Source organism: Novosphingobium sp., assembly GCF_031417815.1.
Lineage (GTDB): Bacteria > Pseudomonadota > Alphaproteobacteria > Sphingomonadales > Sphingomonadaceae > Novosphingobium.
The window spans coordinates 19,890-44,004 of the sequence record NZ_JANOWI010000009.1 but is presented as its reverse complement, the minus strand read 5'-3'; the positions used below and the strand labels follow the sequence as shown (position 1 = coordinate 44,004).

The 24,115-nt window shown below is 64.2% G+C and carries 22 protein-coding genes; 15 read left to right on the top strand and 7 right to left on the bottom strand.

Features of this window, described 5'->3' with window-relative positions; genetic code table 11:
• Positions 1–77: 77 nt before the first annotated feature.
• The gene (locus RMN99_RS01940) at positions 78–2,540 is read left to right on the top strand and encodes a TonB-dependent receptor domain-containing protein (protein ID WP_309621607.1); all 2,463 of its coding nucleotides are present in this window, start codon (positions 78–80) and stop codon (positions 2,538–2,540) included.
• Between the two features lie 163 nt (positions 2,541–2,703).
• On the top strand, positions 2,704–4,665 hold the full coding sequence (locus RMN99_RS01935) for a sulfotransferase (protein ID WP_309621606.1): 1,962 nt from the start codon (positions 2,704–2,706) through the stop codon (positions 4,663–4,665).
• Between the two features lie 135 nt (positions 4,666–4,800).
• Here RMN99_RS01935 and RMN99_RS01930 read toward each other — a convergent pair whose 3' ends face one another.
• Genes RMN99_RS01930 through RMN99_RS01915 form a run of 4 tightly spaced genes read right to left on the bottom strand, consistent with a single transcriptional unit; the run spans position 4,801 to position 9,654 of the window.
• Positions 4,801–5,847 (bottom strand): alpha/beta hydrolase, encoded by a 1,047-nt coding sequence (locus tag RMN99_RS01930; RefSeq protein WP_309621605.1) that lies wholly within the window; start codon positions 5,845–5,847, stop codon positions 4,801–4,803.
• The gene (locus tag RMN99_RS01925) at positions 5,844–7,253 is read right to left on the bottom strand and encodes a cytosine permease (protein WP_309621604.1); all 1,410 of its coding nucleotides are present in this window, start codon (positions 7,251–7,253) and stop codon (positions 5,844–5,846) included. The genes RMN99_RS01930 and RMN99_RS01925 overlap by 4 nt, the downstream gene beginning before the upstream one ends.
• A gap of 33 nt (positions 7,254–7,286) precedes the next feature.
• Positions 7,287–8,762, bottom strand: a complete 1,476-nt coding sequence (locus RMN99_RS01920; protein WP_309621603.1) for a carnitine 3-dehydrogenase — start codon at positions 8,760–8,762, stop codon at positions 7,287–7,289.
• Position 8,763: 1 nt separating this feature from the next.
• Positions 8,764–9,654: a 3-keto-5-aminohexanoate cleavage protein gene (locus RMN99_RS01915; protein ID WP_309621602.1), complete on the bottom strand. Its 891-nt coding sequence runs from the start codon at positions 9,652–9,654 to the stop codon at positions 8,764–8,766.
• 106 nt (positions 9,655–9,760) lie between these two features.
• Here RMN99_RS01915 and RMN99_RS01910 point away from each other — a divergent pair, with 106 nt between their 5' ends.
• The 11 genes from RMN99_RS01910 to ligA all read left to right on the top strand — a co-directional run bounded on the left by RMN99_RS01910 (position 9,761) and on the right by ligA (position 20,236).
• Positions 9,761–10,696, top strand: a complete 936-nt coding sequence (locus RMN99_RS01910; RefSeq protein WP_309621601.1) for a helix-turn-helix domain-containing protein — start codon at positions 9,761–9,763, stop codon at positions 10,694–10,696.
• Between the two features lie 10 nt (positions 10,697–10,706).
• Positions 10,707–11,603 (top strand): homocysteine S-methyltransferase family protein, encoded by an 897-nt coding sequence (locus RMN99_RS01905; protein WP_309621600.1) that lies wholly within the window; start codon positions 10,707–10,709, stop codon positions 11,601–11,603.
• Entirely contained in the window at positions 11,603–12,685 is a 1,083-nt protein-coding gene (locus RMN99_RS01900; protein ID WP_309621599.1) for a CoA transferase, read from the top strand. The genes RMN99_RS01905 and RMN99_RS01900 overlap by 1 nt, the downstream gene beginning before the upstream one ends.
• 73 nt (positions 12,686–12,758) lie before the next feature.
• Positions 12,759–13,559, top strand: a complete 801-nt coding sequence (locus tag RMN99_RS01895) for an outer membrane protein assembly factor BamD (RefSeq protein WP_309621598.1) — start codon at positions 12,759–12,761, stop codon at positions 13,557–13,559.
• A 103-nt stretch (positions 13,560–13,662) separates the two neighbouring features.
• Positions 13,663–14,571, top strand: coding sequence for a D-2-hydroxyacid dehydrogenase (locus RMN99_RS01890; protein ID WP_309621597.1), 909 nt, complete (start codon positions 13,663–13,665; stop codon positions 14,569–14,571).
• Between the two features lie 64 nt (positions 14,572–14,635).
• Complete coding sequence (locus RMN99_RS01885) at positions 14,636–15,079, top strand: Rrf2 family transcriptional regulator (RefSeq protein ID WP_309621596.1); 444 nt, start codon at positions 14,636–14,638, stop codon at positions 15,077–15,079.
• A gap of 129 nt (positions 15,080–15,208) precedes the next feature.
• Positions 15,209–16,888, top strand: a complete 1,680-nt coding sequence (gene recN / locus RMN99_RS01880) for a DNA repair protein RecN (protein ID WP_309621595.1) — start codon at positions 15,209–15,211, stop codon at positions 16,886–16,888.
• Positions 16,888–17,574: a GNAT family N-acetyltransferase gene (locus RMN99_RS01875; protein WP_309621594.1), complete on the top strand. Its 687-nt coding sequence runs from the start codon at positions 16,888–16,890 to the stop codon at positions 17,572–17,574. Before recN ends, RMN99_RS01875 begins: the two co-directional genes overlap by 1 nt.
• 26 nt (positions 17,575–17,600) lie before the next feature.
• Positions 17,601–17,882, top strand: coding sequence for a type II toxin-antitoxin system Phd/YefM family antitoxin (locus RMN99_RS01870; RefSeq protein ID WP_309621593.1), 282 nt, complete (start codon positions 17,601–17,603; stop codon positions 17,880–17,882).
• A complete protein-coding gene (locus RMN99_RS01865) occupies positions 17,869–18,171 on the top strand; it encodes a type II toxin-antitoxin system RelE/ParE family toxin (protein ID WP_309621592.1) in 303 nt (100 codons plus the stop codon). Before RMN99_RS01870 ends, RMN99_RS01865 begins: the two co-directional genes overlap by 14 nt.
• Positions 18,152–20,236, top strand: a complete 2,085-nt coding sequence (gene ligA / locus RMN99_RS01860; protein WP_309621591.1) for an NAD-dependent DNA ligase LigA — start codon at positions 18,152–18,154, stop codon at positions 20,234–20,236. The genes RMN99_RS01865 and ligA overlap by 20 nt, the downstream gene beginning before the upstream one ends.
• Here ligA and RMN99_RS01855 read toward each other — a convergent pair.
• The 3 genes from RMN99_RS01855 to RMN99_RS01845 are packed head-to-tail and all read right to left on the bottom strand — an operon-like array spanning position 20,233 to position 22,753.
• Positions 20,233–20,610 (bottom strand): PilZ domain-containing protein, encoded by a 378-nt coding sequence (locus RMN99_RS01855; RefSeq protein ID WP_309621590.1) that lies wholly within the window; start codon positions 20,608–20,610, stop codon positions 20,233–20,235. The genes ligA and RMN99_RS01855 overlap by 4 nt on opposite strands.
• A 44-nt stretch (positions 20,611–20,654) precedes the next feature.
• On the bottom strand, positions 20,655–21,536 hold the full coding sequence (locus RMN99_RS01850; protein ID WP_309621589.1) for an EamA family transporter: 882 nt from the start codon (positions 21,534–21,536) through the stop codon (positions 20,655–20,657).
• Positions 21,533–22,753: a cation:proton antiporter gene (locus tag RMN99_RS01845; protein WP_309621588.1), complete on the bottom strand. Its 1,221-nt coding sequence runs from the start codon at positions 22,751–22,753 to the stop codon at positions 21,533–21,535. Before RMN99_RS01845 ends, RMN99_RS01850 begins: the two co-directional genes overlap by 4 nt.
• Positions 22,754–22,860: 107 nt before the next feature.
• On the opposite strand from RMN99_RS01845, the gene apaG reads away from it, so the two are divergent.
• Positions 22,861–23,259 (top strand): Co2+/Mg2+ efflux protein ApaG, encoded by a 399-nt coding sequence (gene apaG / locus RMN99_RS01840; protein ID WP_309621587.1) that lies wholly within the window; start codon positions 22,861–22,863, stop codon positions 23,257–23,259.
• Positions 23,260–23,268: 9 nt separating this feature from the next.
• Positions 23,269–24,054, top strand: coding sequence for a LysR family transcriptional regulator (locus tag RMN99_RS01835; RefSeq protein ID WP_309621586.1), 786 nt, complete (start codon positions 23,269–23,271; stop codon positions 24,052–24,054).
• Positions 24,055–24,115: the final 61 nt, after the last annotated feature.

The window sequence follows — 24,115 nt, the reverse complement described above, 5'->3', positions numbered from 1 at the left end:
GCTTGGATGAGGGTCCGCCAGGGTGCGCCGTCTACGGGCAGTCCGGTCGTTCACGACCGGATTTTAGGGAGGAAAACATGAAGCAACAGTTGTTTACCACCACTGCAGCCGCAGTGGTACTGGCCGCCCTCTATGCTGCGCCGGCCATGGCACAAGAGGGTGAAACCACCGAGGCGGACAGCGGCGGGATCGCCGATATCGTCGTCACCGCAACCCGCCGCAGCGAGAAGATGCAGGATGTGCCGGTGACGGTGCAGGCGCTTGGTGCCGAACAGCTGGCTGAACGCGGGATCACCAATTTCGATCAGTTGCTGACCGAACTGCCGCAGGTTCACGCCGGCGGACGCGGTCCGGGCCAGAAAACTGTGTCGATCCGCGGCCTTTCGCTTTCGCAGGTTGCCATCCAGACATCGGCGGTGGCCGGTGCCAGCCCCACGGTCGCAATCTACCTTGACGATGCTTCGGTTTCGGTTCCGGGCCGCAACCTTGATGTTTACGTCACCGATCTTGCCCGCGTCGAAGTGCTGGAAGGTCCGCAGGGCACATTGTTCGGCGCCAGTGCTGAAGGCGGCGCGATCCGCTATATCACCAACAAGCCCAACTTTTCGAAGTTCCAGGCCGGGTTCACGATTGCCGGGGCGAGCACGCCGGGCCATGCCTACAGCGGTTCGGCCACTGGCTATATCAACATTCCGATCATCGAAGGCACGCTGGCGTTCCGCGCCACGGCGTTTGTTGACCGGCAGGGCGGCTATATCGACAACGTCTATGGCACCTATCAGATGCCACTGGTCGGCCGTAACGGCGATGGCACGGTGGCGTTCAGCCTGCCGGTCGGCTCAACCCGTCCGGTAATCAACAACGCGCCGTATGCGCGCAACGATTTCAACCCGGCGACGTATACCGGCGGGCGCGTTTCGCTGAGCTGGTCGCCGGCGCCCGATTGGACGATTACGGTGCAGGACATGTACCAGACCTTGGACGCAGAAGGTGTGTTCCAGTACGATCCGACCTTGGGCGATCTTAAGGTGATGCGCTTCGCGCCCGATACCAACCACGATGAATTCAATCAGGTGCAATGGTCGGTCGAAGGCAAATTGGGCGGCCTCGATCTGGTTTATACCGGTTCGTACCTCGATCGGAAAGTCGACCAGAAGTTCGACTACACCCGCTATTCGAGCGTCGGCCCTTATGCGCCTTACTACATTTGTTCGTATCCCGGCTATGCGACATGCGCCACACCGCGGATGAGCTATATCGACAAGTCACGCTCAAACCGCTTTACGCAGGAATTCCGCATCGCGACCCCGGCGGACAAGCGCGTTCGCATGCAGGCTGGGGTCTATTATGATCGGGCCAAGGTGTTCGCTGATGGCGTCTGGTATTATGAAGGCGCAGCGGTGCAAGGCTACAAGGGCCAGCCAGCCGGCGGCGGTGACATCATCACCAACTATATCCGGCCCGATGGCGGCGTCTATTTCAACGACGCAGAGCGCGGTGAAAGCCAGTTCGCGCTGTTTGGTGAAGCCAGCATCGACATTACCTCGAAGCTGACGCTGACCGCCGGGATCCGCTGGTACAGCCAGGAAACGTCGCTGCGCGGGTCGGTCAACTGCGGCGGCTTGATCACCAAGACGGGCGTGCTGCCCAACGGCCATGTCTGCGGTGGCGGCAACTATGCCGTCTCGCTGGCGGGCAAAAGCCCGGCGACCGAAAAGGGCTCGACCCCCAAGGTTACGCTGAGTTACAAGCCGAACGACGACATGCTGTTCTACGCGACCTTCTCGGAAGGGTATCGGCCGGGCGGGTTCAACCGCCGTGGCGGTGCCACCCGCGATCCAACCTTTTTCATCCCCTTCACCTATCAGTCGGATAGCGTGAAAAATTATGAATTCGGCTGGAAGATGCAGTTCGCCAACAACACCGTGCGGTGGAATGGTTCGGCCTTCCTGATCGATTGGACCGGGATCCCGGTTTCGATCTATTCACCCAGGATCAGCAACTCTACATTCGTGCTCAACGGGCCGGATGCGCGGATCAAGGGGATCACCACCGATCTGGTCTGGCGGGCCACGCCAGACTTCACGATCACCGGCAACCTGGCGTTTAACGCTTCGAAGCTGACCGACTATGCCAGCACCCCGGTGGGATTCCAGCCGCAACCCGGCGATGGTCCGTTGGCGCTGACCTTCGTTCCGCTGGGCAGTCCACTGGCACTTGCGCCGCGTTGGCAAGGGGGCGTCCGCTTCCGTTACGAGCACGAGAATACCGCTGGCACGACCTTCTTTGCCCAGCTGGGCGGACAGTTCGTTGGCACGTCGTTTACCTCAACGATCAAGCCGCAGAACTTCAAGTTGCCCGGCTATGCCCAGTTTGATGCCTCGACCGGGTTCAAGCGCGAAGGCTGGACGGCGGAACTGTTCGTTGCCAACCTGACGGACAAGCGCGCCATCAGCTACATTTCGCAGAGCGACAACATCAACCTCACCTCGACCATCCGCCCGCGGACGATCGGGCTGCGGTTGGGCTACAACTACTGATAAAGGACGCCGGGCCTGGCCCGGTCCTTTCAAGGTCGCAGATTTGGTCCCGGCGGGTTGAGGAGGTTCGACCCGCCGGGATCTTCATTTGCGCACCCTTGCCGGTTCTGGTGCTTGCGGCCATGGTGCCGGCTGGACTGAACCCCCGGGAAATTCGCGAACCGTGCAAACCGATCTTCTTGTTGATGCCAAACTGGCGCTGGCGCGCGGCGATATGGCGCAGGCCAATGTGCTGGCCGCGCGGCTGGTGGCCGATCGCGGTGATGATCCCGAAGTGCTTTATTTCACCGCGGTGATAGCCCGTGCGCGCGGCGATTTTGGCGCTGCGCACGATTTTCTTGACCGATTGCTGGCGTTGCGCCCTGACCTGGGCCGCGCCTGGCAGGAACGCGGCCACTGCTATCGCCAACAAAACCAGCGCGACGCGGCGATCGCCGCCTATGGCCGCGCGGTCGAACTCAACCCGCTGCTGACCGCCTCGCTCAAATTGCTGGCTGCCCATCATCAGGTGGCCGATCCCGCCCAGGCCCGCGCATTGGCTGACAAGATCAAGGACGTTGAAAGCCATCCTCCCGAAGTTCTGGGGGCGCTTTCGGCCTATTACGATCAGGATTACAAGCTGGCCGAAGACCGGGTCCGCGCCTATCTGCTCAAGGTTCCTGATGAGCCAGTAGCGATGCGGCTGCTGGCCGAACTCGGCACGCGACTGGGCGAATATGAGGACGCCGAATTCATCCTCGAACGCTGCAAGGCGCTGAACCCGGAATACCTCCACGCCCGGTTTGACTATGCCGAGGTGCTGAACAAGCGCTTCAAATACGATGCCGCGCTGCGCGAAGCCGAGGAACTGGTCGCGCTGGAACCCGCCAATCCGCAATTCCTGATGCAGCGCGCCAACCTGATGCTGCACGTTGGCCGGACTGAAGATGCGGCGGCGGAATACGCCCGGCTGCAGCAGCAAAGCCCCGAAAACGCGACGGTCAGCCTGACCTATGGCCATGCGCTCAAAACGCTGGGGCGGATTGACGCCGCGGTGGACGCCTACCGTCAGGGTTATGGCGCCCGGCCCGATTTCGGCGATGCCTATTGGAGCCTGGCCAATCTCAAGACTTACCGGTTCACCGATGCCGAATTGGCCGTGATGATCGCGCAGGAAGCCGCCGCCGGCATCGATGTAGAAGACCGGATTCACCTGTGTTTCGCGCTGGGCAAGGCGCTGGAGGATGCCGGGGACTATGCCCGCTCGTTCGAATATTATCAGCGCGGCAATGCGCTGCGCCAGGGCGTGCTGAAGTACAACCCGCAGGCGGTCACGCATGAGGTTGATCAGCAGATCGCGCATTGCAGCGCCGCCATGTTCGCGGCCAACAGCGGAGCGGGATGCCCGGCTGACGATCCGATCTTCATTCTGGGCTTGCCGCGCGCGGGCTCGACCCTGCTCGAACAGATCCTTGCCTCGCACAGCCAGGTAGAAGGGACCACCGAACTGCCCGACATTTTGGCCATCGCCGCGCGCCTCAACGGGCGGCTCGGGCAGGACGATGCCGATCGCTACCCGGCCAATCTTGCCGCGCTGTCACGCGCTGAACTGGCCGAACTGGGCGAAAGCTACATCGCTTCGACCCGGGTCCACCGCGCCGGGGGCACGCCGCATTTCATCGACAAGATGCCCAACAATTTCCGCCACATCGGCCTGATCCATCTGATCTTGCCCAATGCCCGGATCATCGACGCCCGGCGCGCGCCGCTGGCCTGCGGGTTTTCGGTGTTTAAGCAGCTGTTTGCAGCTGGGCAGGACTTCTCTTACGATCTGGGCCACATCGGGCGCTATTATGCCGATTACCTGCGGCTGATGGACCATTGGAACGCGGTGCTGCCTGGCGGGCGCGTGCTCAAAGTGGCGCATGAAGACGTGCTCGACGATCTGGAAGGCCAGGTGCGCCGCATTCTGGACTATTGCGGGCTGCCGTTCGAGCCAGCTTGCCTGGAATTCTACAAGACCGAGCGTGCAGTGCGCACCCCCAGCTCCGAACAGGTCCGCCGCCCGATCAACCGCGACGGGACGGATGTGTGGAAAGACTACGAGCCGTGGCTGGGCCCGCTGAAGGAAGCGCTGGCGGGATAAGCCCGCCTTTCTTGGGCACTATACTTTGCGATCGTCATTGCGAGCGGGCGAAGCGCGCGCGGCAATCCAGGAGCGGCTCGCGCGGCCGTGGATTGCCGCGGGGCATCGCCCCTCGCAATGACGAAGCTTGTGTGACTAGCGGCCGTTTTGCCAGGCGCAGACACCCAGCGTGCGGCCCTTTGCCAACTTGTTCGGATCGACTTTGCCCGGCACCAGATGCGCCCAGCCCCTATCGCAGACCAGTGTGCTGGCGCCATATCCGGCAATGTCGAGCATCACCTGGTCCCAGTGGCGGTACTGCACATCGTGGCCTTCGCCGGGGTATGAGCGGAAGGTGACCGCGCCTTTGACCTTGCTGGCCCAATAGTGCCCGTGGCTGGGCGGTACCGCCGGATCAGCCTCGCCGTAATAGAACCAGGCCGGGGCGGTCAGGGCGGATACATCGGCGGGCGGGGCGCAAAAACGCTTGTATTCGCGCGCCACCCCGCGCGGATCGCCCTTTTGTCCGGCGATGAAAAAGGCGCGTGCGCCTTCGTCTGCGGTCCGGTCGGTGAAGCCGGGGACATGCGCCGAAACCCCATCCTTGGGCATGTCCCACCAGACCCGCGGCGCGGCGACTTGCGGTCCCAGTTGCGCGGCGAAAGCCGCTTCGTCCAATTGGCATCGCTCGACATTTGCCGCGGCGGTAGAGACAGCCGCAAGCATGTGCCACGACGCGATCCGCTGCGGCATCGCCTGAACAATATGCCCGGCATAGGCCCCGCCACCCGAGATCGCGACCAGCGCGAACTTATCGATTCTCAGATGGCCCAGTACCTGCGCCACTTCGCTGTTGTAATCGTCGAAGGTCCACGCGGGATCGAAGGCGGTATCGCCCAGGCCGTTGCGCTCCACTGAAATAATTCGCAGCTTCAGCCGCTTGCGCATCGTATCAAGGAACGCGACCAGTTCGGGCGCGCGGCCGCTGGTGCCGACCCCGCCAAGGAACAGCACCGGCTTCCAGCCTTGCTCGCCGGTATCGGTGAAGTGCAGCATGCGGCCTTCCTTGCTGGTCAGGCTTCGCACCGGGGTGCCGATCGAATCGAACTGGCTGGGGAACATGATCGGATTGGCCGGGGCAGGCTTGGCCTGCACAGGCAGCGCCAGTGCTGCCAACGCGGTAATGGCTACAAGTCGTTTCATCGCACCGGCTCCGTTTCAAGATTGCGATCGAGCACTTCGATCTGTGCCTGCTCCCCGGCCAGGTCGATGCCGCGGCACAGGAACAGATACACTGCGGCGGAGACCGGCAGGCCGACCAGCATCGAAACGTCGGCCTTGCCCAGCGCCTCGGCCACCGGGCCAGTGTAGAGACCGGTCTTGAAGAACGGGATCATCGCGGCAAAACCCACCGCATAGGAGACGAGGCCCCGCCAGTTCCACCTGCCGTAAAGCCCATCGGCCATGAACATTGCCCGGATCGAGTAGCGCCCTTTGCGCACGAAGAAGAAGTCAACCAGGTTGATCGCGGTCCACGGGGTGAACAGATAACCCAGCACGCCAAGGAAGGCTTCGAACCCGTGCAGCACATTGCCGCTGACTACTAACGAAAGCGACAACGCCGCCGCGAAGACCGCCAGCAGCGAAACGAGGCGGGCTTTGACCCCCAGTTTCAACGTGGTGAGGCTGTCGGCGACGCTCAGCAAGGTAAGTGATGCGCCATAGAAATTGAGCGAGGTAATGGTGATCAGGCCAAGGAAACTGGTGACGAGCATGATAATGCCAAAGCCAGGGAAGATCGCGTCCGAACTGTCGCGCAATGCGGCCACGATACCATCCGGACTGGCGAAGGCGGCGGCTGCGAACGTGCCGACCAGCATCATCCAGGCACCGCCCACGAACGCTCCCCAGAAGGTCCAGAAAAAGCTTTCACGAATGCCTACATCCTTGGGCAGGTAGCGCGAATAGTCCGAGACATAGATCGACCAGCTGAGCTGATAAGCGGCAGCGGCGAACAGTTGTACCAGGAACGGGGTGGGCTTGAATTCGCCCGGGGCAAGCAGCGTACCCAAATCGACAATCCCGAACGCGCCGACAGTATAGACCGCCAGCACCGCCAGCATCGCATAGGCCAGCCAGCGCTGCGCCTTGTGGATCAGGTCATAGCCGATCACCGCCACCGAGACCGCGACCAGCGAGAAGACAATCACGGTGGGGCCGTGCGGAAATCCGGCCAGTTCCTTGAGCGTATCGGCGGCGAGAGTCTGGTTAAGCGCATTGAAGCCGATGTAAGTGACCAACGCGACGACCCAGACCAGCAGCGCCCCCAGATAGCCGAACTGCGGGCGCGACTGGATCATCTGCGGCAAGCCCAGGTGCGGCCCCTGGGTGCAGTGGAACGCCATCAGCACGGTGCCCAGCACGCAGCCGCCGATCACCGCCAGCGCCGACCAGAACAGGCTGAGCCCCGCCGCAACGCTGATCGCCCCGGTGGCGAGCGTGGCGAGGTGTGCATCGCCGGTGAACCACACCGGCCACAAGTGCCAGACCTTGCCGTGGCGTTCGGCCAGGGGAACGTAGTCGATTGATCTCGTTTCGATCAGTGCCACCGGCCTCGTCCCCCTCGTATTGTTGTGTTTTGCCTATCCCGGCATCGTGATGGTGCGCCCGGTGCCTTCGGGTGGTGCCAGATGTTGCTGGGCCGCGACAAGCCCTTGCATCGCCGTGGCGATATGATCGGGGGCCGGCACGGACTTTTCCGCCTTGGCATCGACGTGGACCAGCATGTGTTCGGCGGTGGCAATCACCGCGCCCGACGCAAGATTGATCATTGCATGGAACAGTTGCAAGCGCTTGCTGTCGCTGCCCAGCACGCGGGTGCGCACCTCCACTTTTTCGCCCAGCCGCGCTTGCCCCAGATGGCGGATGTGGGTTTCAACCGTGTAGAAGCTGAACCCGCTGGCGACATAGTCCGGCCCGGCACCAATCCGCGCCAGCACCACATCGGTGCCATCGCCGAATAGCTTGAGATAGGCCCATTCGGTCAGGTGCTCGTTGTAATCGATCCACTCGGGCGAAACCGACGTGTGCCCGCTCAGCACCAGCCCATCGCCGCAATCGCTGCCCAGTGTGACCGCCGCCATGCCGGTCAGCCCCTCGCGGTAAGCCTTGGCGACCGCGCCTGCGGCAAAATCGTTGCGCTCCAGCGCATGCATGATGTCAACCAGACAGCTATCGCGCAGCGCCTCGTATTCGCGCAGACCAATTCCGGCGGCCTGTTCGTCGCTTTGCGCCGAGACCGTTTCGATCAGTTCGTCGGTCAGCTTGGGGCCGATCAGCTTGGTCCACGGCCATTCCATCGACGGGCCGAACTGGTGGAGGAAGTGCTTCATCCCGGCCTCACCGCCGGCCAACCGATAGGTCAGGAAGGTCCCCATGAACGACCAGCGCAGCCCCGCGCCAAACCGGATCGCATCGTCGATTTCGCTCGCGGTGGCGATCCCGTCGTTGATCAGCCACAGCGCTTCGCGCCAGACGGCTTCGAGCAGCCGGTCGGCAATGAACCCGTCGATCTCATGCCGCACGTGCAGCACTTTCATGCCGATGCGGGTGTAGAGCGCACTGGCGCTGGCGATTGTTTCATCGCTGGTCTGATCGCCGCCGCAGACCTCGACCAGGGGCAGCAGGTAAACCGGGTTGAACGGGTGGCCCACGACTAGCCGGTCAGGCCGATTCATCGCGCTTTGCAGCTTGGTCGGCAGCAGCCCTGAGGTGGAGGAACCGATCACCGCGTGGTCCGGCATCGCGGCATCGATATCAGCCAGCACGCGCTGCTTCAGGTCTTCGCGTTCAGGCAGGCTTTCCTGGATGAAATCGGCGTCTTCAACCGCATCCGCGATACTGGGGGCGAAGCGCAGCTGGCCTTCAGGCGGCAGCGCCGCGCCGTGCAGCCGGGTCTGCGCGCGCCGGGCGTTGGCGATCACTTCCCGCGTTTTGCGCTCAACCTCTGGATCGAGGTCGAACACCGCCACGTCGATCCCGTTCAACAGGAACCGCGCCGCCCAGGCCGCGCCGATCACCCCGCCGCCGACAATCGCGACCTTGTTCACCTCTGCCATGTCAGCGTTTCTGCAGCTTGAGCTTGGCGCGCACTTCGGCGGGCCCAAGTACCTTGGCACCCATCCCGGTGAGGATCTGCACAGCGCGTTCAACCAGCTGCCCGTTCGAGGCGAACTGGCCCTTGCCAAGGTAGAGGTTGTCTTCGAGGCCAACCCGGACATTGCCGCCAGCAAGTGCGGCCATCGCCACGAACGGCAGCTGGTTGCGGCTGATCGAAAAACCGCTGAATACCGCGCCCGGGGGCATCTGGTGAACCATCGCCATGGTGGTCAGCGGATCGTCCGGCGCGCCATAAGGAATGCCCAGGCACAGCTGGATCATCACCGGATCATCGAGCAGCCCATCGCGGATCAGCTCCTTCACGAACACCAGATGTCCGGTATCGAACACTTCAAGTTCGGGCCGCACGCCCAGGCGCTGCACTTCGGCGGCCATGGCCCGCAGCATGCCCGGGGTGTTGGTCATCACATAGTCGGCCTCGGCGAAATTCATCGTCCCGCAATCGAGCGTGCAGATTTCGGGAAGCAGTTCGCGCACATGGTCCAGCCGCTCCATCGGCCCGACCATGTCGGTCCCGGCGGGTTCGAGGGGGAGGGGGGTCTCGCCGGGACCGAACACCATGTCACCGCCCATCCCGGCGGTAAGATTGATGATCACGTCGGTATCGCTGGCGCGCACACGTTCAACCACTTCGCGGTAGAGCGCAACATCGCGCACGCCCTTGCCGGTGGCGGGATCGCGCACGTGGATATGCGCAATCGCGGCGCCGGACCGGGCTGCTTCGATCGCAGCATTGGCGATCTGTTCGGGCGTGATCGGCAGATCGGGGTGGATGCCTTGCGTATTGCCCGATCCGGTCACGGCGCAGGTGATGAACGGCTCGAAATTCATGGGCTCTCTCCCTTGCTCAAAGCTTATCAGTCTGGCCTTTTGGCAATATAGCTGAATACGGCAATGTGTTGCAGTTTGCGACAAGGGTGCTTAGCCTTGGCCCGGCATGCAAAACTATGCCTTTCTGCTTATGCCGGGGTTTTCGGCAATTGCCTTTTTCTCGGCAGTAGAGCCGCTGCGGATCGCCAATCGGCTGGCGGGTAAGGCGCTGTTTGGCTGGAGCGTCCACGTCCCGCGCGGTGATCACGCCGAGGCGTCCAACGGCATGCAGATCCGCGCCGACGGCCTGCTGGACGAACGCGCGCAGGCGCTGGTGGTCTGCGCCGGGTTTGATCCGCTGCGCCATGCCGACCGGGCTTTGCAGGCGGCGCTGCGCCGGGTCTGGCGACTGGGCGGCAGCGTCGGCGCGATCGATACCGGCGCGTTCCTGTTGGCCGAAGCCGGTATTCTGGGCCGTGAGGCGATCACGCTGCACTGGGAAGCGGCGGACGAATTTGCGCTGCGCTATCCCGCGATCCCGGTTTCGGGCGAGCTCTTTGAACGCCACGCCCGGCTGTTCACTTGCGCGGGCGGCACCGCGGCGATGGACATGATGCTGGAGACAATTGCGGCGGCGCACGGCCCGGCGCTGGCCAAGGCGGTGTCGGACCAATTGATCCACGAACGGATCCGTTCGGCCAGCGATCCGCAGCGCGGCGATGATCCGGTGCTGCTGGGCCATCCGCTGGTCGCCAAGGTGGTGCGGATCATGCAGGCGCGGATCGCCGAGCCGTTGCCGCTGGATGCGCTCGCCGCCGAAGCGGGGATTGACCGGCGGCGGATCGAGCGATTGTTCCGGGCAGCGCTTGGCCACGCCCCGGCGCAGCATTTCCGCGCTCTGCGGCTACGCCACGGGATCGGTCTGATCCGCCAGCAAGGACTGTCGGTACATGCTGCGGCGCTGGCCAGCGGCTATTCCTCGCAGGCCGTGTTCAGCCGCGCCTGCAAGGCGCACTTCGGCGAGGGGCCCCGCGCGATTGCCCAGCGCTCCGGCGGCGTCTAGGGGCAAGGCCATGGTCACGATCCTCGATGGCGGCATGGGCCGCGAACTGCAGCGCAGCGGCGCCCCTTTCCGCCAGCCCGAATGGTCAGCGCTGGCGCTGATCGAGGCTCCAGACATGGTGGCGGCGGTGCACCGCGCCTATTGTGCGGCCGGGGCGCAAGTAATCACCACCAACAGCTATGCACTGGTGCCGTTCCATATCGGCGAGGCGCGGTTTCAGCACGATGGCTTGAGCTTGGCTGACCGCGCCGGACAAGTCGCGCGCGACGCGGCCAGGGATTTTCCCGGCGTGCGTGTGGCCGGCAGCTTGCCGCCAGTCTGCGGTTCTTATCGCCCCGATCTGTTCGATCCGGCGGTGGCCGCGCCGCTGCTTTCCGTCCTGATCGCGGGCCTGTCGCCGCATGTCGATCTGTGGCTGGCTGAAACGCTTTCCGCGCTGGATGAGGCACGGGCGGTGATCGCCCGGCTGGATGGCGATCTGCGGCCGCTGTGGCTGTCGTTCACGCTGGCCGATGGACCGGGCGACCGCGCCGCGCCGGGCCAGCTGCGTTCGGGCGAGGATATCGAAGCGGCGGTGCAACTCGCGCATGAGGCTGGCGCGGCAGCGCTGCTGTTCAATTGCAGCCAGCCCGAAGTGATGCAAGGTGCGGTCCAGCGCGCGCGGTTTGAGGCTGAGCGGCTGGGTGCGGTGCTGCAATTGGGCGTCTATGCCAATGCCTTTCCGCCGCAAGCTGAGGACGCCGCCGCTAATGAAGGACTCTCGCCGCTGCGCGACGATCTGCATCCGGCGGGCTACTTGAACTGGGCGTGGCGTTGGGTGGATGCCGGGGCGACGATCGTGGGCGGGTGCTGCGGGATCGGGCCCGAACACATCGCGGCAATCGCAGCGCAAGTTAAGGATGCGTGATGGGCAAGCTTAGCGGGATCAAGGTGGTGGACCTGTCGGTGTTCCTGCCCGGGCCGATGATGACCATGATGATGGCCGATCAGGGCGCCGAGGTGTGGAAGGTGGAAAGCCCATCGGGCGATCCCGCGCGAGAGCAGGAACCGTTTGAAGGCGGGCAATCGGTGTGGTTCCGCAATCTTAACCGCGGCAAGAAAAGCGTGGTGCTCGATCTCAAGAGCGAGGCCGGCAAGGCGCGGTTGTGGGACTTGATCGAAAGCGCGGATGTCTTCGTCGAAGGGTTCCGGCCCGGCGTGATGGCGCGGCTGGGGTTCGATTATGCGGCGGTTTCGGCACGCAATCCGGCAATCGTCTATTGCTCGATCTCGGCCTTCGGGCAGGACGGCGCAATGGCGCATCACCCGGCGCACGATCTCGCCACCCAGGCGCTCGCCGGGTTCCTCTCGATCAACGATGGCCCCGATGGCACCCCGGTGGTGCCCGCCGTTGCCGCCAGCGACATGGCCGCTGGCCTCACCGCACTGTCGGCCACGCTGATGGCGCTGGTTGGGCGTGAGAGGACTGGGCAGGGCGATTATATCGACTGCGCAATGTTCGATAGCCTGATGCCGTGGTGCGCGCATACCATGGGGCTGGCGATTGCCGGCGGCGCGCCACCGCATTCGGCCAGCCAGCGCTCGCTCGGCGGGGCGGCGTTCTATCAGGTCTATGAAACCGCCGATCAGCGCCACGTGGTGCTGGGCGCGCGCGAATTGAAATTCGCGCACAATCTGTTGACGGCGCTTGGACGGATGGACTTGTATCCGATTGCCGAGCGGCCGGCCGGCGAACAGGGCGAATTGATCGCCTTCCTGCGCCTGACTTTTGCGACCAAATCCCGCGACGCATGGACCGCGTGGTTCGCTGACAAGGACGTGGCCTTTTCGCCGGTGCTCGATCTGCGCGAGGCCTTCGCCCAGCCGCATGTTGCCGAACGCGGGCTGCTGGTGACAAGCGGCGGCGGGCATATGGTGGCCCCCGCGATCCGCTTTGCCGGGGAGGACTGGGAACCGCACCCCGCGCCCGAACTGGGTGCCGATCGCTAAACGGCGCACGGCGGCGCAAAACAGGTGCAACTTCACTTGGCGTTCATCAAAGCTCTGGCTATAGGACCGCTCCATGGCTGAACGTTCCCCGACCAAAATCGCCCTTGCCGCTGCCGTTACGGCGGCGCTGCTGTTTACCGCCGGTTGCGCCGGGGGGCGGGGTGGGCCCAAGGATACGGCCTTCGTCGCGCGCGATGTCGATTCGCTGTATGCGGCGGCCAAGGACCGGCTTGATCGCGGGCAGCCGATGATCGCCGCCGCGCTGTTTGACGAGGTGGAGCGCCAGCACCCCTATTCGCCGTGGGCGCGCCGCGCCCAGTTGATGAGCGCGTTTTCCTATTACCTGGCCAAGGATTACAACAAGTCGATCCAGGCCGCGCAGCGCTTCCTCTCAATCCATCCGGGCAACCGCGATGCGCCATATGCCTACTATCTGATCGCGCTGTGCTATTACGAGCAGATCAGCGATGTTGATCGCGATCAGAAGATCACGATGCAGGCCAAGTCCACGCTGACCGAAGTGGTCCGCCGCTTTCCCAACACGCGCTATGCCGCCGATGCCCAGATCAAGCTTGACCTCGTCAACGATCATCTCGCCGGCAAGGAAATGCAGATCGGCCGCTATTACGAGAAGACCGGCAAGTGGCTCGCCGCTTCGCTGCGGTTCCGCAATGTGGTGCAGAATTATCAGACCACCAGCCACGTTCCCGAAGCCCTGTTCCGCCTGGTCGAGAGCAGCCTGGCGCTGGGCGTGCCCGAAGAAGCGGTGAAATACGCTGCGGTTCTGGGTGCGAACTATCCGGGCAGCAAGTGGTACGAAAAGGCTTTCAAGCTGGTGCAGAAGTACGCCCCGGCGGCGACCGCCGGGCAATAAATCTGCCGCCCCGCGCGCCGATACGCGCAATCGCGATTGACCAGGGCGCAGTCTTGCCGCTGATAGTGATGCCATGAATCCTGTCACTGCCGTTTTGCCCGCCATGCTTCGCCCTCTGGCCGGTGCGCGCCTGCCCGATTGGCTCGACGTTCACTGGTACGAGGACCGCCACCAGGCGGCCGAACTGGCCCCGCGCGCCGAGATCGGCTGGTTTGATTTCTTCGATCGCCAGGCGGTCCGAGAAGCGATTGCCGCAGCGACCGGCCTCAAGTGGCTCAATTCGTTGTTTGCAGGGGTCGAGCAGTTCCCGCTTGAAGATCTGGCCCGGCGCGCGGTGATGCTGACCAACGGCGCGGGGATCAATGCGGTGCCGATTGCCGAATATGTGATCATGCTGATGCTCAGCCACGCCAAGGGGTACCGCGATGTGGTGCGCGCGCAGGACCGGCACGAATGGCTGCGCGATTCGCCGGGCAAACGCGAACTGTTCGGCAGCAAGGCGCTGATCCTTGGCTATGGCGCGATCGGACAGGAAATCGGCCAGCGGCTCGAAGTGTTCGGAGTGGAGGTCAGCAAAGTCAGCCGCAGCGGCGGGGCCGGGCGGCTTGCCCCCGGTGCCTGGCGCGCGGCGCTGGGCCGGTTTGACTGGATCATCATCGCCGTGCCCGCGACGCCCGAAACCACCGGCATGATCGGTGCCGCCGAACTGGCTGCGATGCACCCCGATGCGGTGGTGGTGAACATCGCGCGCGGCAGTGTGATCGATCAGCCGGCCTTGCTGGCTGCGCTGCAGAGCGGCACAATTGGCGGCGCGCTGCTTGATGTTACCACGCCCGAACCGCTGCCAGCTGAAGACCCGCTGTGGGACCATGCCGCGATCACCATGCACCTGTCGGGCCGCGCGCAAAGCCTGGCGATGCAGCGTTCGACCGACCGGTTCCTCGCCAATCTCGATCGCTACCGGCGCGGCGCAGCGCTGACGCCGCTGGTGGATTACGCGCGCGGCTATTGAGCGCAGAGTTTTCTACTCCCCAAGTTGACATTTCATTCAGGCTGGCGTTTTACTGCGCCACGCCATGCTCTCGCAAAAAACCCGCTATACGATCCGTGCGTTGCAACACCTCGCCGATACCTGGCGGAAGGGTCCGCAGCGGCTCGATTTGATTGCCGAGGCGCAGAATATCCCGCGCAAGTTCCTGACCGTGATTCTGTCCGAAATGGTCCGCGGCGGGCTGGTCAATTCAACCCGTGGGCGCGATGGCGGCTATGAACTGGCGCTCAGCCCGCTCGACATCCGCTATGGCGATATCATCCGGCTGACCCGCGGCAGCCTGGCGCTGGTGCCCTGCGCCGCCCGCAACGCGCACGAACACTGCCACAATTGCCTGCCCGAAGCCGAATGCCGCCTGCGCGGCCTGATGCTGACCTTGCGCGATGAAATGGCGGCGATGCTCGACAGAGTATCGCTGGCCGATCCGATCACGCTGGAGCCGCCGTTCCCGGAGGCCGGAGAAGCCTGACGCGGCCTGGCGCGAAATACCTGCGCTCGATCGCGGTGGCTTGATCAACTTCTTTCCGACACGCCGAGGGGGACTTGTGGACCATGGGCTTTGCCGCGCTGCGATTTGTGTTTAGAACAGGCGGCGAACATGCTGACCTTGCTCGCCATTCGCAATATTGTGCTGATCGAGGCGCTCGATCTGTCGTTTGGCGACGGGCTGGGCGTGCTGACCGGTGAAACCGGCGCGGGCAAATCGATCCTGCTCGATGCGCTGGGGCTGGTGCTGGGCGCGCGCGCCGACAGCGGTTTGGTGCGCAGCGGCGCGGATCAAGCCAGCGTGGTTGCCACCTTCGAATTCGACCGGCTACCGGCTGCGATCCACACCCTGCTGGTCGAGGCCGAATTCGATCTGGAACTGGGGGAACCGCTGATCATCAAGCGCCGGATCAAGGCCGATGGCGGATCGAAGGCCTTCATCAATGACCAGCCGGTGGGTGCGGCTTTGCTGCGCGAACTGGGGGCGATGCTGGTTGAACTGCACGGCCAGCACGATGATCGCGGGCTGGTCAACCCGCGCGGCCACCGCCTGCTGCTTGATCGCTTTGCCCGGGCCGATGCCGCTGGTCTGGCTGCGGCGTGGAATACTTGGCGCGATGCGCTCAGCGAGCTTGCGGCGGCCCGTGCGGCAATTGCCCAGGCGGCAGCGGATCAGGACCTGCTGGTCGCCTATCTGGCCGAACTTGCCGCCTTGGCGCCGGTTGAGGGCGAAGAAGCGGACCTCGCCGAAGCGCGCGCCGCGATGCAGAAGGGTGAGCGCCTCTCGGGCGATCTTGAGGAACTGCGCAAGCTGTGGGCCGGATCGGATTCGGCGCTGGCAAGCTTGCGCAGCGCCGGGCGGCGGCTCGACCGGATTGCGGCCGAACATCCTTTGCTGGCCGAAGCGCTGGCCGCGCTGGATCGCAGCGTGATCGAAGCGAGCGAGGCCGAAGAAAAGCTGGAGCGCGCGGCCGAGGCGCTGACCCACGATCCCGTCCGGCTCGACCTGATCGAGACCCGCCTGTTCGAACTGCGCGCCGCTGCGCGCAAGCACCAGTGCCAGGTCGATGATCTGCCGCACACGATGCGGTCCATGCGCAGCGCGCTCGATGCGATCGAGGGCGGCGAGGCCAATGTCGGGGTGCTGGAACAGGCTGCAGTCGCCGCTGGCTCAGCTTACCGCACGCAGGCCGAGGCGCTGTCGAAAGCGCGCAGCGAAGCGGCGCTGCGACTGGACATGGCGGTGGCGGACGAACTTGCCCCGCTCAAGCTGGACGCCGCCCGCTTCCGCACCGCGGTCACTCGCCTTCCGCAAGAGCAATGGGGCGCAGCCGGGATCGACCGGGTTGAATTCCTCATTTCGACCAACCCGGGCGCGGATTTTGCGCCGCTTAACAAGATCGCATCGGGCGGCGAACTGTCGCGCTTCATCCTCGCGCTCAAGGTTGCGCTGGCCGAACAGGGCGGCGCGGCAACGATAATCTTCGACGAGATCGACCGCGGCGTGGGCGGCGCGGTGGCATCGGCAATCGGGGAACGACTGGCGCGGCTGGCTGGCCAAGGAACAGGAGGCGGCGGGCAATTGCTGGCGGTCACCCACAGCCCGCAAGTCGCGGCGCGCGGGGGCACGCATTATGTGATCGCCAAAAGCAGCCAAGGCACAGTTACCCGCACCTCGGTTCACTTACTCGATAGCGCCGGACGCCAGGAAGAAATCGCGCGGATGCTGTCCGGGGCCGAAGTCACGCCAGAGGCGCGCGCGCAGGCTAACCGGCTGCTGGAGCGGGTGTGATGGTTGCGCCGCTCGATCGCCCGGTGTGGAACTGCCTGACCGGTCCGCAGGCGCATCTGGCTTTGGGCGGCGAGTGGGCGTGGCGGATCGATCCGGGTTTCGGTCCCTTTGCCGCTGCGCGCGATCAATCGGCTGCGGCGCTGGCGGCGCTGGCAGGCCTCGCTATGCCCGGCGAAGAACTGTGGCTGGTCGAAACCGGGGCATGGCCGGTGCCGCCGGGGATGGACCTGGTGCGCACCGCGCCGCTGGTGCAGATGGTGGCAGCCAGCCCGATGGCGCCTTTGCCCGGTGATGCCGCTTGCGATTCGCTGGGCGAACCGGACGCCGCCGAAATGACCGCTTTGGCGCTCGCCACCGAGCCTGGCCCGTGGGGCGAGAAGACCCGGCTCTACGGCCAGTTCTATGGCATTCGCGATGCTGGCCGCCTGGCCGCCATGGCCGGCGAACGGATGCGCCCCGCGCCGGGGATCGCCGAGGTTTCCGCCGTCTGCACCTGGCCAGACTATCGCGGCCAAGGCCTGGCCGGGCAGCTGATCCGCCGGGTCATGACCGGCTTCACCGCGCGAGGCGACGTGCCGTTCCTCCATTCCTACGCCGGCAACGCCACGGCGATCGGGCTGTACGAGTCACTAGGGTTCGAAATTCGCCGCGAAATGGTGGCCTCGGTACTGCGGCAATTGACATGACCTGTTTCGAGACCTAATAAAAGACCATGAATAAGCCCTTCAAGCCCGAGCAGATGGTCCCGATCCTGGCAGAGGTTGCAGTCAGCATCAGCGATCTTAAACGCAATCCCGCCGCTGTGATCAAGGCAGCCGAAACACAACAGGTCGCGATCCTCAATCGTTACACGCCGGTGGGTTACATTGTATCACCTCAGGTTTGGGCTCACGTACTCGATGTTCTGGCCGACCGGCGGCTCGAAAACGAGGCCGCCGCGTCGCTTGAAGACCAAGGCGAAGACGTTACGATCGATCTTGATGCCTACATTTGAGGTCCGCTTCAGACCACGCGCCGCCAAGGCCTTCGAGAAACTGGGGACTGCGGACAAGCGCCAGCTTGCCGCCAAGTTGGCCGAGCGTCGCGACAATCCGCGCGTGCCCGGCGATGCCGTCCGGCAGATACCGAACGGCTATCGGCTCAAGCTGCGGAAATCGGGAATCCGGCTGATTTATCAGGTGCGCGACCAGCAATTGCTCGTTCTAGTGCTTGCCATTGGCCGCCGTGAGCGGGAAGAAGCATACCGAGAGGCCCTGCGCGAATATGGCAACGTCGATGAATGAAGCCGACGCCGCGAACGAACTGATGCGGCTGGCCAAGCTGATTGCGCATCACAACAAGCGCTATCACGGTGAGGATGCGCCCGAGATTTCGGACGCTGCGTATGACGCGCTGGTGCGCCGCAATGCGCAGCTCGAGGCGGCCTTTCCGCATCTGGTCCGCGATGACAGCCCGGGCCGGCTGGTCGGCCACGAAGTTGCCGCATCGCCGCTGGCCAAGGTCAGCCACGCGGTGCGGATGATGAGCCTCGACAATGCCTTTTCGGACGCGGATCTGGCCGATTTTGTCCAGCGCGTGCGGCGGTTTTTGAACCTGGCTGATGATGCGCCGCTGGCGTTCACGGCGGAGGACAAGATCGACGGGCTGTCGTGCTCGCTGCGTTATGAGGCGGGCAAGCTGGTGCGGGCGGCGACCCGTGGCGATGGCCAAGTGGGCGAGGACGTGACGCCCAATGTGGCGACGATTGCCGATATTCCGCAGCAGCTCTCGGGCGCGGTTCCCGATGTGTTCGAGGTGCGTGGCGAGGTCTATATGGCCAAGGCCGATTTCACCGCGCTTAACGCCGCGCAAGAGGCAAAAGGCGACAAGATTTTCGCCAATCCGCGCAATGCAGCGGCGGGATCGCTGCGGCAAAAGGATGCCTCGGTTACCGCCAGCCGCCCGCTGCGGTTCCTCGCCCATGGCTGGGGCGCGGCCTCCGCAGTGCCGGAAACCTCGCAACTGGCGATGATGCAGCGAATGGCGGACTGGGGAATTCCGGTTTCGCCGTGGCTGGCCCGGTTTGACACTAATGCCGCCTTAACTGCACACTATCGGCAGATAGAGGCGGCGCGCGCCGATCTGCCCTATGATATCGACGGAGTGGTCTACAAGGTCGACGATCTGGCGCTGCAGGAACGGCTGGGCTTCGTCGCCAAGGCGCCGCGCTGGGCGATAGCGCGCAAATTCCCCGCCGAGCGCGCCGAAACCACGCTCGAAGCCATCGACATTCAGGTCGGCCGCACCGGCAAGTTGACCCCGGTCGGGCGGCTGACCCCGGTGACCGTGGGCGGGGTGGTGGTGGCCAACGTCACGCTGCATAACCGCGATGAAATCGCCCGCCTTGGGGTGCGCCCGGGTGATCGGGTGGTGATCCAGCGGGCCGGCGATGTGATCCCGCAAGTGGTTGAAAACCTGACCCGCGATGCGGTGCGCGATCCCTACTTGTTCCCCGATCATTGCCCCCAATGTCAGAGCGAAGCTGTGGCCGAGGAAGGCGAGGTTGATGTGCGGTGTACCGGCGGGCTGATCTGCCCGGCGCAGCGCACCGAACGGCTCAAGCATTTCGTCAGCCGCGCCGCGCTCGATATCGAAGGGCTGGGGGAAAAGACCATCGATGAGTTCTTTGCACTCGGCTGGCTTGAGAGTCCGGCTGATATTTTCCGGTTAAAGGCCCGCCGCGGCGAGATAATCGGGCGCGAGGGGTGGAAGGACAAGTCTGTTGATAACCTGTTGGTAGCGATCGAGGCCAAACGCTCTCCTGATGCCGCCCGGCTACTGTTCGGCCTCGGCATCCGCCACGTCGGCGCGGTCACCGCGCGCGATCTGCTCAAGCGGTTTCAGACGCTGGACGGCTTGCGAGAAACGGTAAGGCTGGCCAGCCAGCTCACGTCTGACGAAAATGCGGATGAGATATTTGCGGCCAATTTTGATTTGCTCGCGATCGACGGCATCGGGCCCGCCGTCGTCGAGGCATTGGCCGATTTCTTCCACGAACCGCACAATTTGGCGGTGTGGGACGACCTTCTCAGCGAAGTCTCTCCGCCGCCTTATGTGGTCGAAACCAAAGACAGCGCCGTGGCAGGCAAGACCGTGGTCTTCACCGGCGCGCTCGAAACGATGAGCCGCGACGAGGCCAAGGCCCAGGCCGAACGGCTTGGCGCGCGCTCAGCCGGAACGGTTTCGGCCAAGACCGATCTGGTGGTGGCAGGCCCTGGCGCGGGATCGAAGCTGAAGAAGGCGCAGGAGCTTGGCATCGCAGTGATCGACGAGGCCGCCTGGGCCGAGATCGTCAAGGCAGCGGGTTAGGCCCCGAACCCGTCGGCCCAGTCCTGGGCGTGGCCATCGCGGCAGATGCGCTCATACAGGTCGCGGTTATTGGTGATCCAGAGCATGCCCTGCATGTCTTCCAGCGCCAGTGGCTGTTCGAATTGCAGGCCGACTTCATTGCTCTTTGACCAGATCACCCGGGCATAGACCTTGAGCTCATGAAAATGCAGCAGAACCATCGCGCCATTCGCCGGGGCGGGATCAATCCGCAGCCGCGCGCCGGTCGATGAGATATCGTCGAGCAGACACGCCCGGCGCGGGTGGATCAGTTCGAGCGAAGCCGCAGCGCCCAGCCGCAGCCGGTTGAACAGCCGTCCGCCAAGGGCAGGGCGCGGGGGATTGTGGATCGTCACGCTGCGGTCCTAGCAGGGCCGGGTTAAGCATCCTTTGCCGCGCTTCACGAATGTTCTTCGGCCTCGGCCACTGGCGCCTTGCCGGTGCGCAGCGCGATGATCAGCACGCCCGATAGCGCGATCGCGGTGCCGATCAGTATCTTGGCGCCGATCGGATCGTCGATCAGCACCGATCCCAGCCCCAGCGTGATCAGCGGGGTCATCAAGGTCAGCGCGGAAACCAGGTTCGCTTCGTAGCGGCCGATCAGGAAATAGTAGGCGGTATGCGCGAAGATCGAGGTGATCAGCGCCGAATAGAGCAAGGCGGCCAGCGCCGGCCAGCCGGCCGCCATCGTGCTGGCGAGGGCATGCGGCTCAAATGCCAGCGAGAACGGCGTGATCACGACCACGCCCATCAGCGCGACCCAGGCCTGAAACTGCAGCGGGGCGATGCTGCCCATCTGCTTCATCATCACCGCGCCCAGCGAACCGCAAAAGGCCGAGGCGAGTAGCAGCAGCATGCCCATGCTGATCGTGAAGCCCGGTTGATACATCACGATCACCACCCCGCCCAGGGCCAGAGCAATGCCCAGCGTGCGGCGCCAGCGAATGCGCTCACCCAGCATGACGATCGACAGCAAGGTCGTCATCGGCACGCTGGCCTGGACCACGATTGCAGCTTCGGACGCCGATACCCAATTAAGCGCGATGAACATCAGCGCAAAACTGCCGCCGCCCATCAACAGGCCCAGCACCATGATCCGCCAAGCCGGGCGCGGCATCGGCAACAGCCAGGGCAGGGTGCACAGGGCGACAATGCCAAAGCGCACCGCAGTGTAGAACAATGGCGGCACGTGCCAGTGGCTGACCAGCACTTTGCTGAGCACATTGTTGCTGGCCCAGACCACGCAGATCAGCAGCATCAGCAGGAAATGGGCAGGCTTCACCCAGCCTTGTCCAGCAGGCCCTCAAGCCGCCGCAGCGCGGGCTTCACGATCGGGATGGTCAGCATGGTCGATCCGATCGCCGCCAGCAGCAGCGCGGTGAAGGCGCCGCTGGTAATCACCTGCTTGTCGAACAGAATGTTGACGAAGATGATCATGATCAGCGCCTTGGTCTGGAGCAGCCAGCCGACAACCCAGGCTTCGCCCTTGCCCCATTTGAGCAGACGCCCGGCCAGGCCAACGCCCAGCAGCTTGCCCGCGATCATCGCCGCCAGCAGTAGTGCCGCAGCGCCGAATGCGGCCGTCCCGCCCATTTCCCAGCTGGTGCGCAGACCGGTGGAAAGGAAGAACACCGGCATGAAGGCCAGCAGCACCACTTCGCGAAACTTGTCGATGCTCTCGATTCCGAACCATTCGGCATCGAGCGCCGCACCGGCCAGGAACGCGCCGACCATGTAATGCAGCCCCGACCAGTCGGCGAGGTAGCCGCAGGCCGCCAGCCAGATCAGCCCCACATACCAGCGGTCACGCTGCGGGATCGCTGCAATCAGGCGGCGCACCAGCACCACGGCAATGCCAAAGCCGATCAGGAAGCCTAGCTGGCGCGTCACGCGTTCCCAATCGAGCAGGATCAGCGCCAGCACGCCCCAGATCATCACGTCATCAAGGCTGGCATAGCGCAAGATCCGCTGGCCCATTGCGGTGCGCAGAATGTCGAGCTTTTCAAGGAACAGGACCAGGATTGGCAAGGCGGTTACCGCGCAGGCCATGCCCACCCCGGCAACGAATTGCCACTGCGTGCCCTTGGCCCCGATCCATTGTGCAGGATCGCCCAGATTGAGCAAGACCAGCGCCGCGCCAGCCCCCAGCAGCAGTGGCGTGCCCAGCGCCAGGCCCGCGGTAATCCCGGTTTCGCCGCGCCATTTCCACGCTTCCTTGAGATCGAGTTCGAGGCCGGCCGCAAAGACGAACAGCATCACTGCCCACCAGGCCACGCCATTGAGCGCGCCGATGACAGGCGGCGCGAACACCGTTTCGTAATAGCCCGGGAACATCGCCCCCAGCACGCCGGGACCGAGCAGGATCCCGCCGACGATCTGCACCACCACCAATGGCGCATAATAATCTGTGCGCAGCAGCCGCCAGACCAGATAGGGCACGGCGAATATGAGGATGAGCGCGAGCAGGTACAGTTCGGTGACTGGAAGTGCGGTGGTCATGCCTGCGGGCTTAGCAGTGTGGCCTGCGCGCTCCAACTGCGGCACAATCGTATTCCCCCGCATCGCTGCCATTGTTTCCTGCCATGGCAATCGCTAATTTGGCGGGCATGAAAGAACTGTTCCAGCATGCCGCGATTACCGATGGGATCACCGTGCGCGTCGCGGTGAATTTCCTGCCCGAACAATCACGGATCGAGGCGGGCAAGTGGTTCTGGGTCTATCACATCCGGCTTGAGAACGGGTCGGACCAGGCCGTGCAACTGCTGACCCGGCACTGGCGGATCACCGACGGGCGCGGCATCGTCAATTACGTTGACGGCGATGGGGTGGTGGGCGAACAGCCGGTGCTCCAGCCAGGGCAAAGCCATGATTATGTCTCGGGCTGCCCACTATCGACCGCCCACGGATCAATGGCAGGCCACTACACCTTTGGCCGCGAAGACGGTGCGCTGTTCGATGTGGCGATCCCGTTTTTCCCGCTGGCCGCTCCGGCAACGGCGGGCTAAGCGCGGGGAATGAAGCGCACTCACCTGCCGCTCAATGCCCTGCGCGTGTTCGACGCGGCGGCGCGGCATCTCTCGTTCACCCGCGCGGCGGATGAGCTGGCGGTTACGCCCGCAGCGGTCGGCCAGCAGATCCGCGCGCTGGAAGACGTGCTGGGCGTGGTGCTGTTCCGCCGCACGCCCAAAGGGCTGGAACTGACCGACGAGGCCAGCGCGGGGCTTGAGGCACTGCGCAGCGGCTTCCTCCATTTCGAAGATGCTGTGCGCGCGATGCAGGCCGGGCAATCGAGCCATGTCTATACCATCGCCGCGCCGCGCGAATTCTTCGCCGCCTGGCTCGCGCCCAAACTGGCCGCATTTCGCAAGGAAAATCCCGAAGTGCGGTTTTCGCTGGTCGCCAATGAAGAGGCCGATTTTACCGAGGCCAATCTCGATCTGGCGGTGCGCTGGGCCGAAGGGCCGGGTGAGCATGAAGGCGTGGCGCTGGGCGAAACCGGGCAGGTCTGCGTGGGCGAGGGCTGCTGGATAGCCTGGCCCGGTGACCCCGCACCCGAAGGCGAAGGCTGCGACAGCCCGCTGCTGACCGTGGGCGATGCCGGGCAGGCGCTGGCCGCCGCCGCCGCCGGGATGGGCAAGGCCCGCGTGCCGGTGCTGCTGGCGCAGAGCTGGCTGGAAAACGGACGGCTGCCGGCGGTGGGTGCAAGTGAACCCGGCCGCCACGGCTACTGGCTGATCGCGCCCACGCCGCAGTGGCGGCAAAAAAAGGTCAAGGCGCTGGTGGCGTTTCTGGCGGGGTGATGGGAAATATGCTCGAAATCAAACCGATAGCGTCTGGTCAAACGGATCAGTTCGCGGCGAT

What these genes read in the sequence shown, in the direction of transcription:
- apaG (WP_309621587.1), top strand. Translation starts at nt 22,861, where the DNA reads ATGAAAGAACTGTTCCAGCATGCCGCGATTACCGATGGGATCACCGTG.
- RMN99_RS01920 (WP_309621603.1), bottom strand. Translation starts at nt 8,762, where the DNA reads ATGGCAGAGGTGAACAAGGTCGCGATTGTCGGCGGCGGGGTGATCGGC.
- RMN99_RS01940 (WP_309621607.1), top strand. Translation starts at nt 78, where the DNA reads ATGAAGCAACAGTTGTTTACCACCACTGCAGCCGCAGTGGTACTGGCC.
- RMN99_RS01930 (WP_309621605.1), bottom strand. Translation starts at nt 5,847, where the DNA reads ATGAAACGACTTGTAGCCATTACCGCGTTGGCAGCACTGGCGCTGCCT.
- RMN99_RS01915 (WP_309621602.1), bottom strand. Translation starts at nt 9,654, where the DNA reads ATGAATTTCGAGCCGTTCATCACCTGCGCCGTGACCGGATCGGGCAAT.
- RMN99_RS01865 (WP_309621592.1), top strand. Translation starts at nt 17,869, where the DNA reads ATGCCTACATTTGAGGTCCGCTTCAGACCACGCGCCGCCAAGGCCTTC.
- RMN99_RS01835 (WP_309621586.1), top strand. Translation starts at nt 23,269, where the DNA reads ATGAAGCGCACTCACCTGCCGCTCAATGCCCTGCGCGTGTTCGACGCG.
- RMN99_RS01900 (WP_309621599.1), top strand. Translation starts at nt 11,603, where the DNA reads ATGGGCAAGCTTAGCGGGATCAAGGTGGTGGACCTGTCGGTGTTCCTG.
- ligA (WP_309621591.1), top strand. Translation starts at nt 18,152, where the DNA reads ATGGCAACGTCGATGAATGAAGCCGACGCCGCGAACGAACTGATGCGG.
- RMN99_RS01895 (WP_309621598.1), top strand. Translation starts at nt 12,759, where the DNA reads ATGGCTGAACGTTCCCCGACCAAAATCGCCCTTGCCGCTGCCGTTACG.
- RMN99_RS01875 (WP_309621594.1), top strand. Translation starts at nt 16,888, where the DNA reads ATGGTTGCGCCGCTCGATCGCCCGGTGTGGAACTGCCTGACCGGTCCG.
- RMN99_RS01910 (WP_309621601.1), top strand. Translation starts at nt 9,761, where the DNA reads ATGCAAAACTATGCCTTTCTGCTTATGCCGGGGTTTTCGGCAATTGCC.
- RMN99_RS01845 (WP_309621588.1), bottom strand. Translation starts at nt 22,753, where the DNA reads ATGACCACCGCACTTCCAGTCACCGAACTGTACCTGCTCGCGCTCATC.
- RMN99_RS01905 (WP_309621600.1), top strand. Translation starts at nt 10,707, where the DNA reads ATGGTCACGATCCTCGATGGCGGCATGGGCCGCGAACTGCAGCGCAGC.
- RMN99_RS01885 (WP_309621596.1), top strand. Translation starts at nt 14,636, where the DNA reads ATGCTCTCGCAAAAAACCCGCTATACGATCCGTGCGTTGCAACACCTC.
- recN (WP_309621595.1), top strand. Translation starts at nt 15,209, where the DNA reads ATGCTGACCTTGCTCGCCATTCGCAATATTGTGCTGATCGAGGCGCTC.
- RMN99_RS01890 (WP_309621597.1), top strand. Translation starts at nt 13,663, where the DNA reads ATGCTTCGCCCTCTGGCCGGTGCGCGCCTGCCCGATTGGCTCGACGTT.
- RMN99_RS01870 (WP_309621593.1), top strand. Translation starts at nt 17,601, where the DNA reads ATGAATAAGCCCTTCAAGCCCGAGCAGATGGTCCCGATCCTGGCAGAG.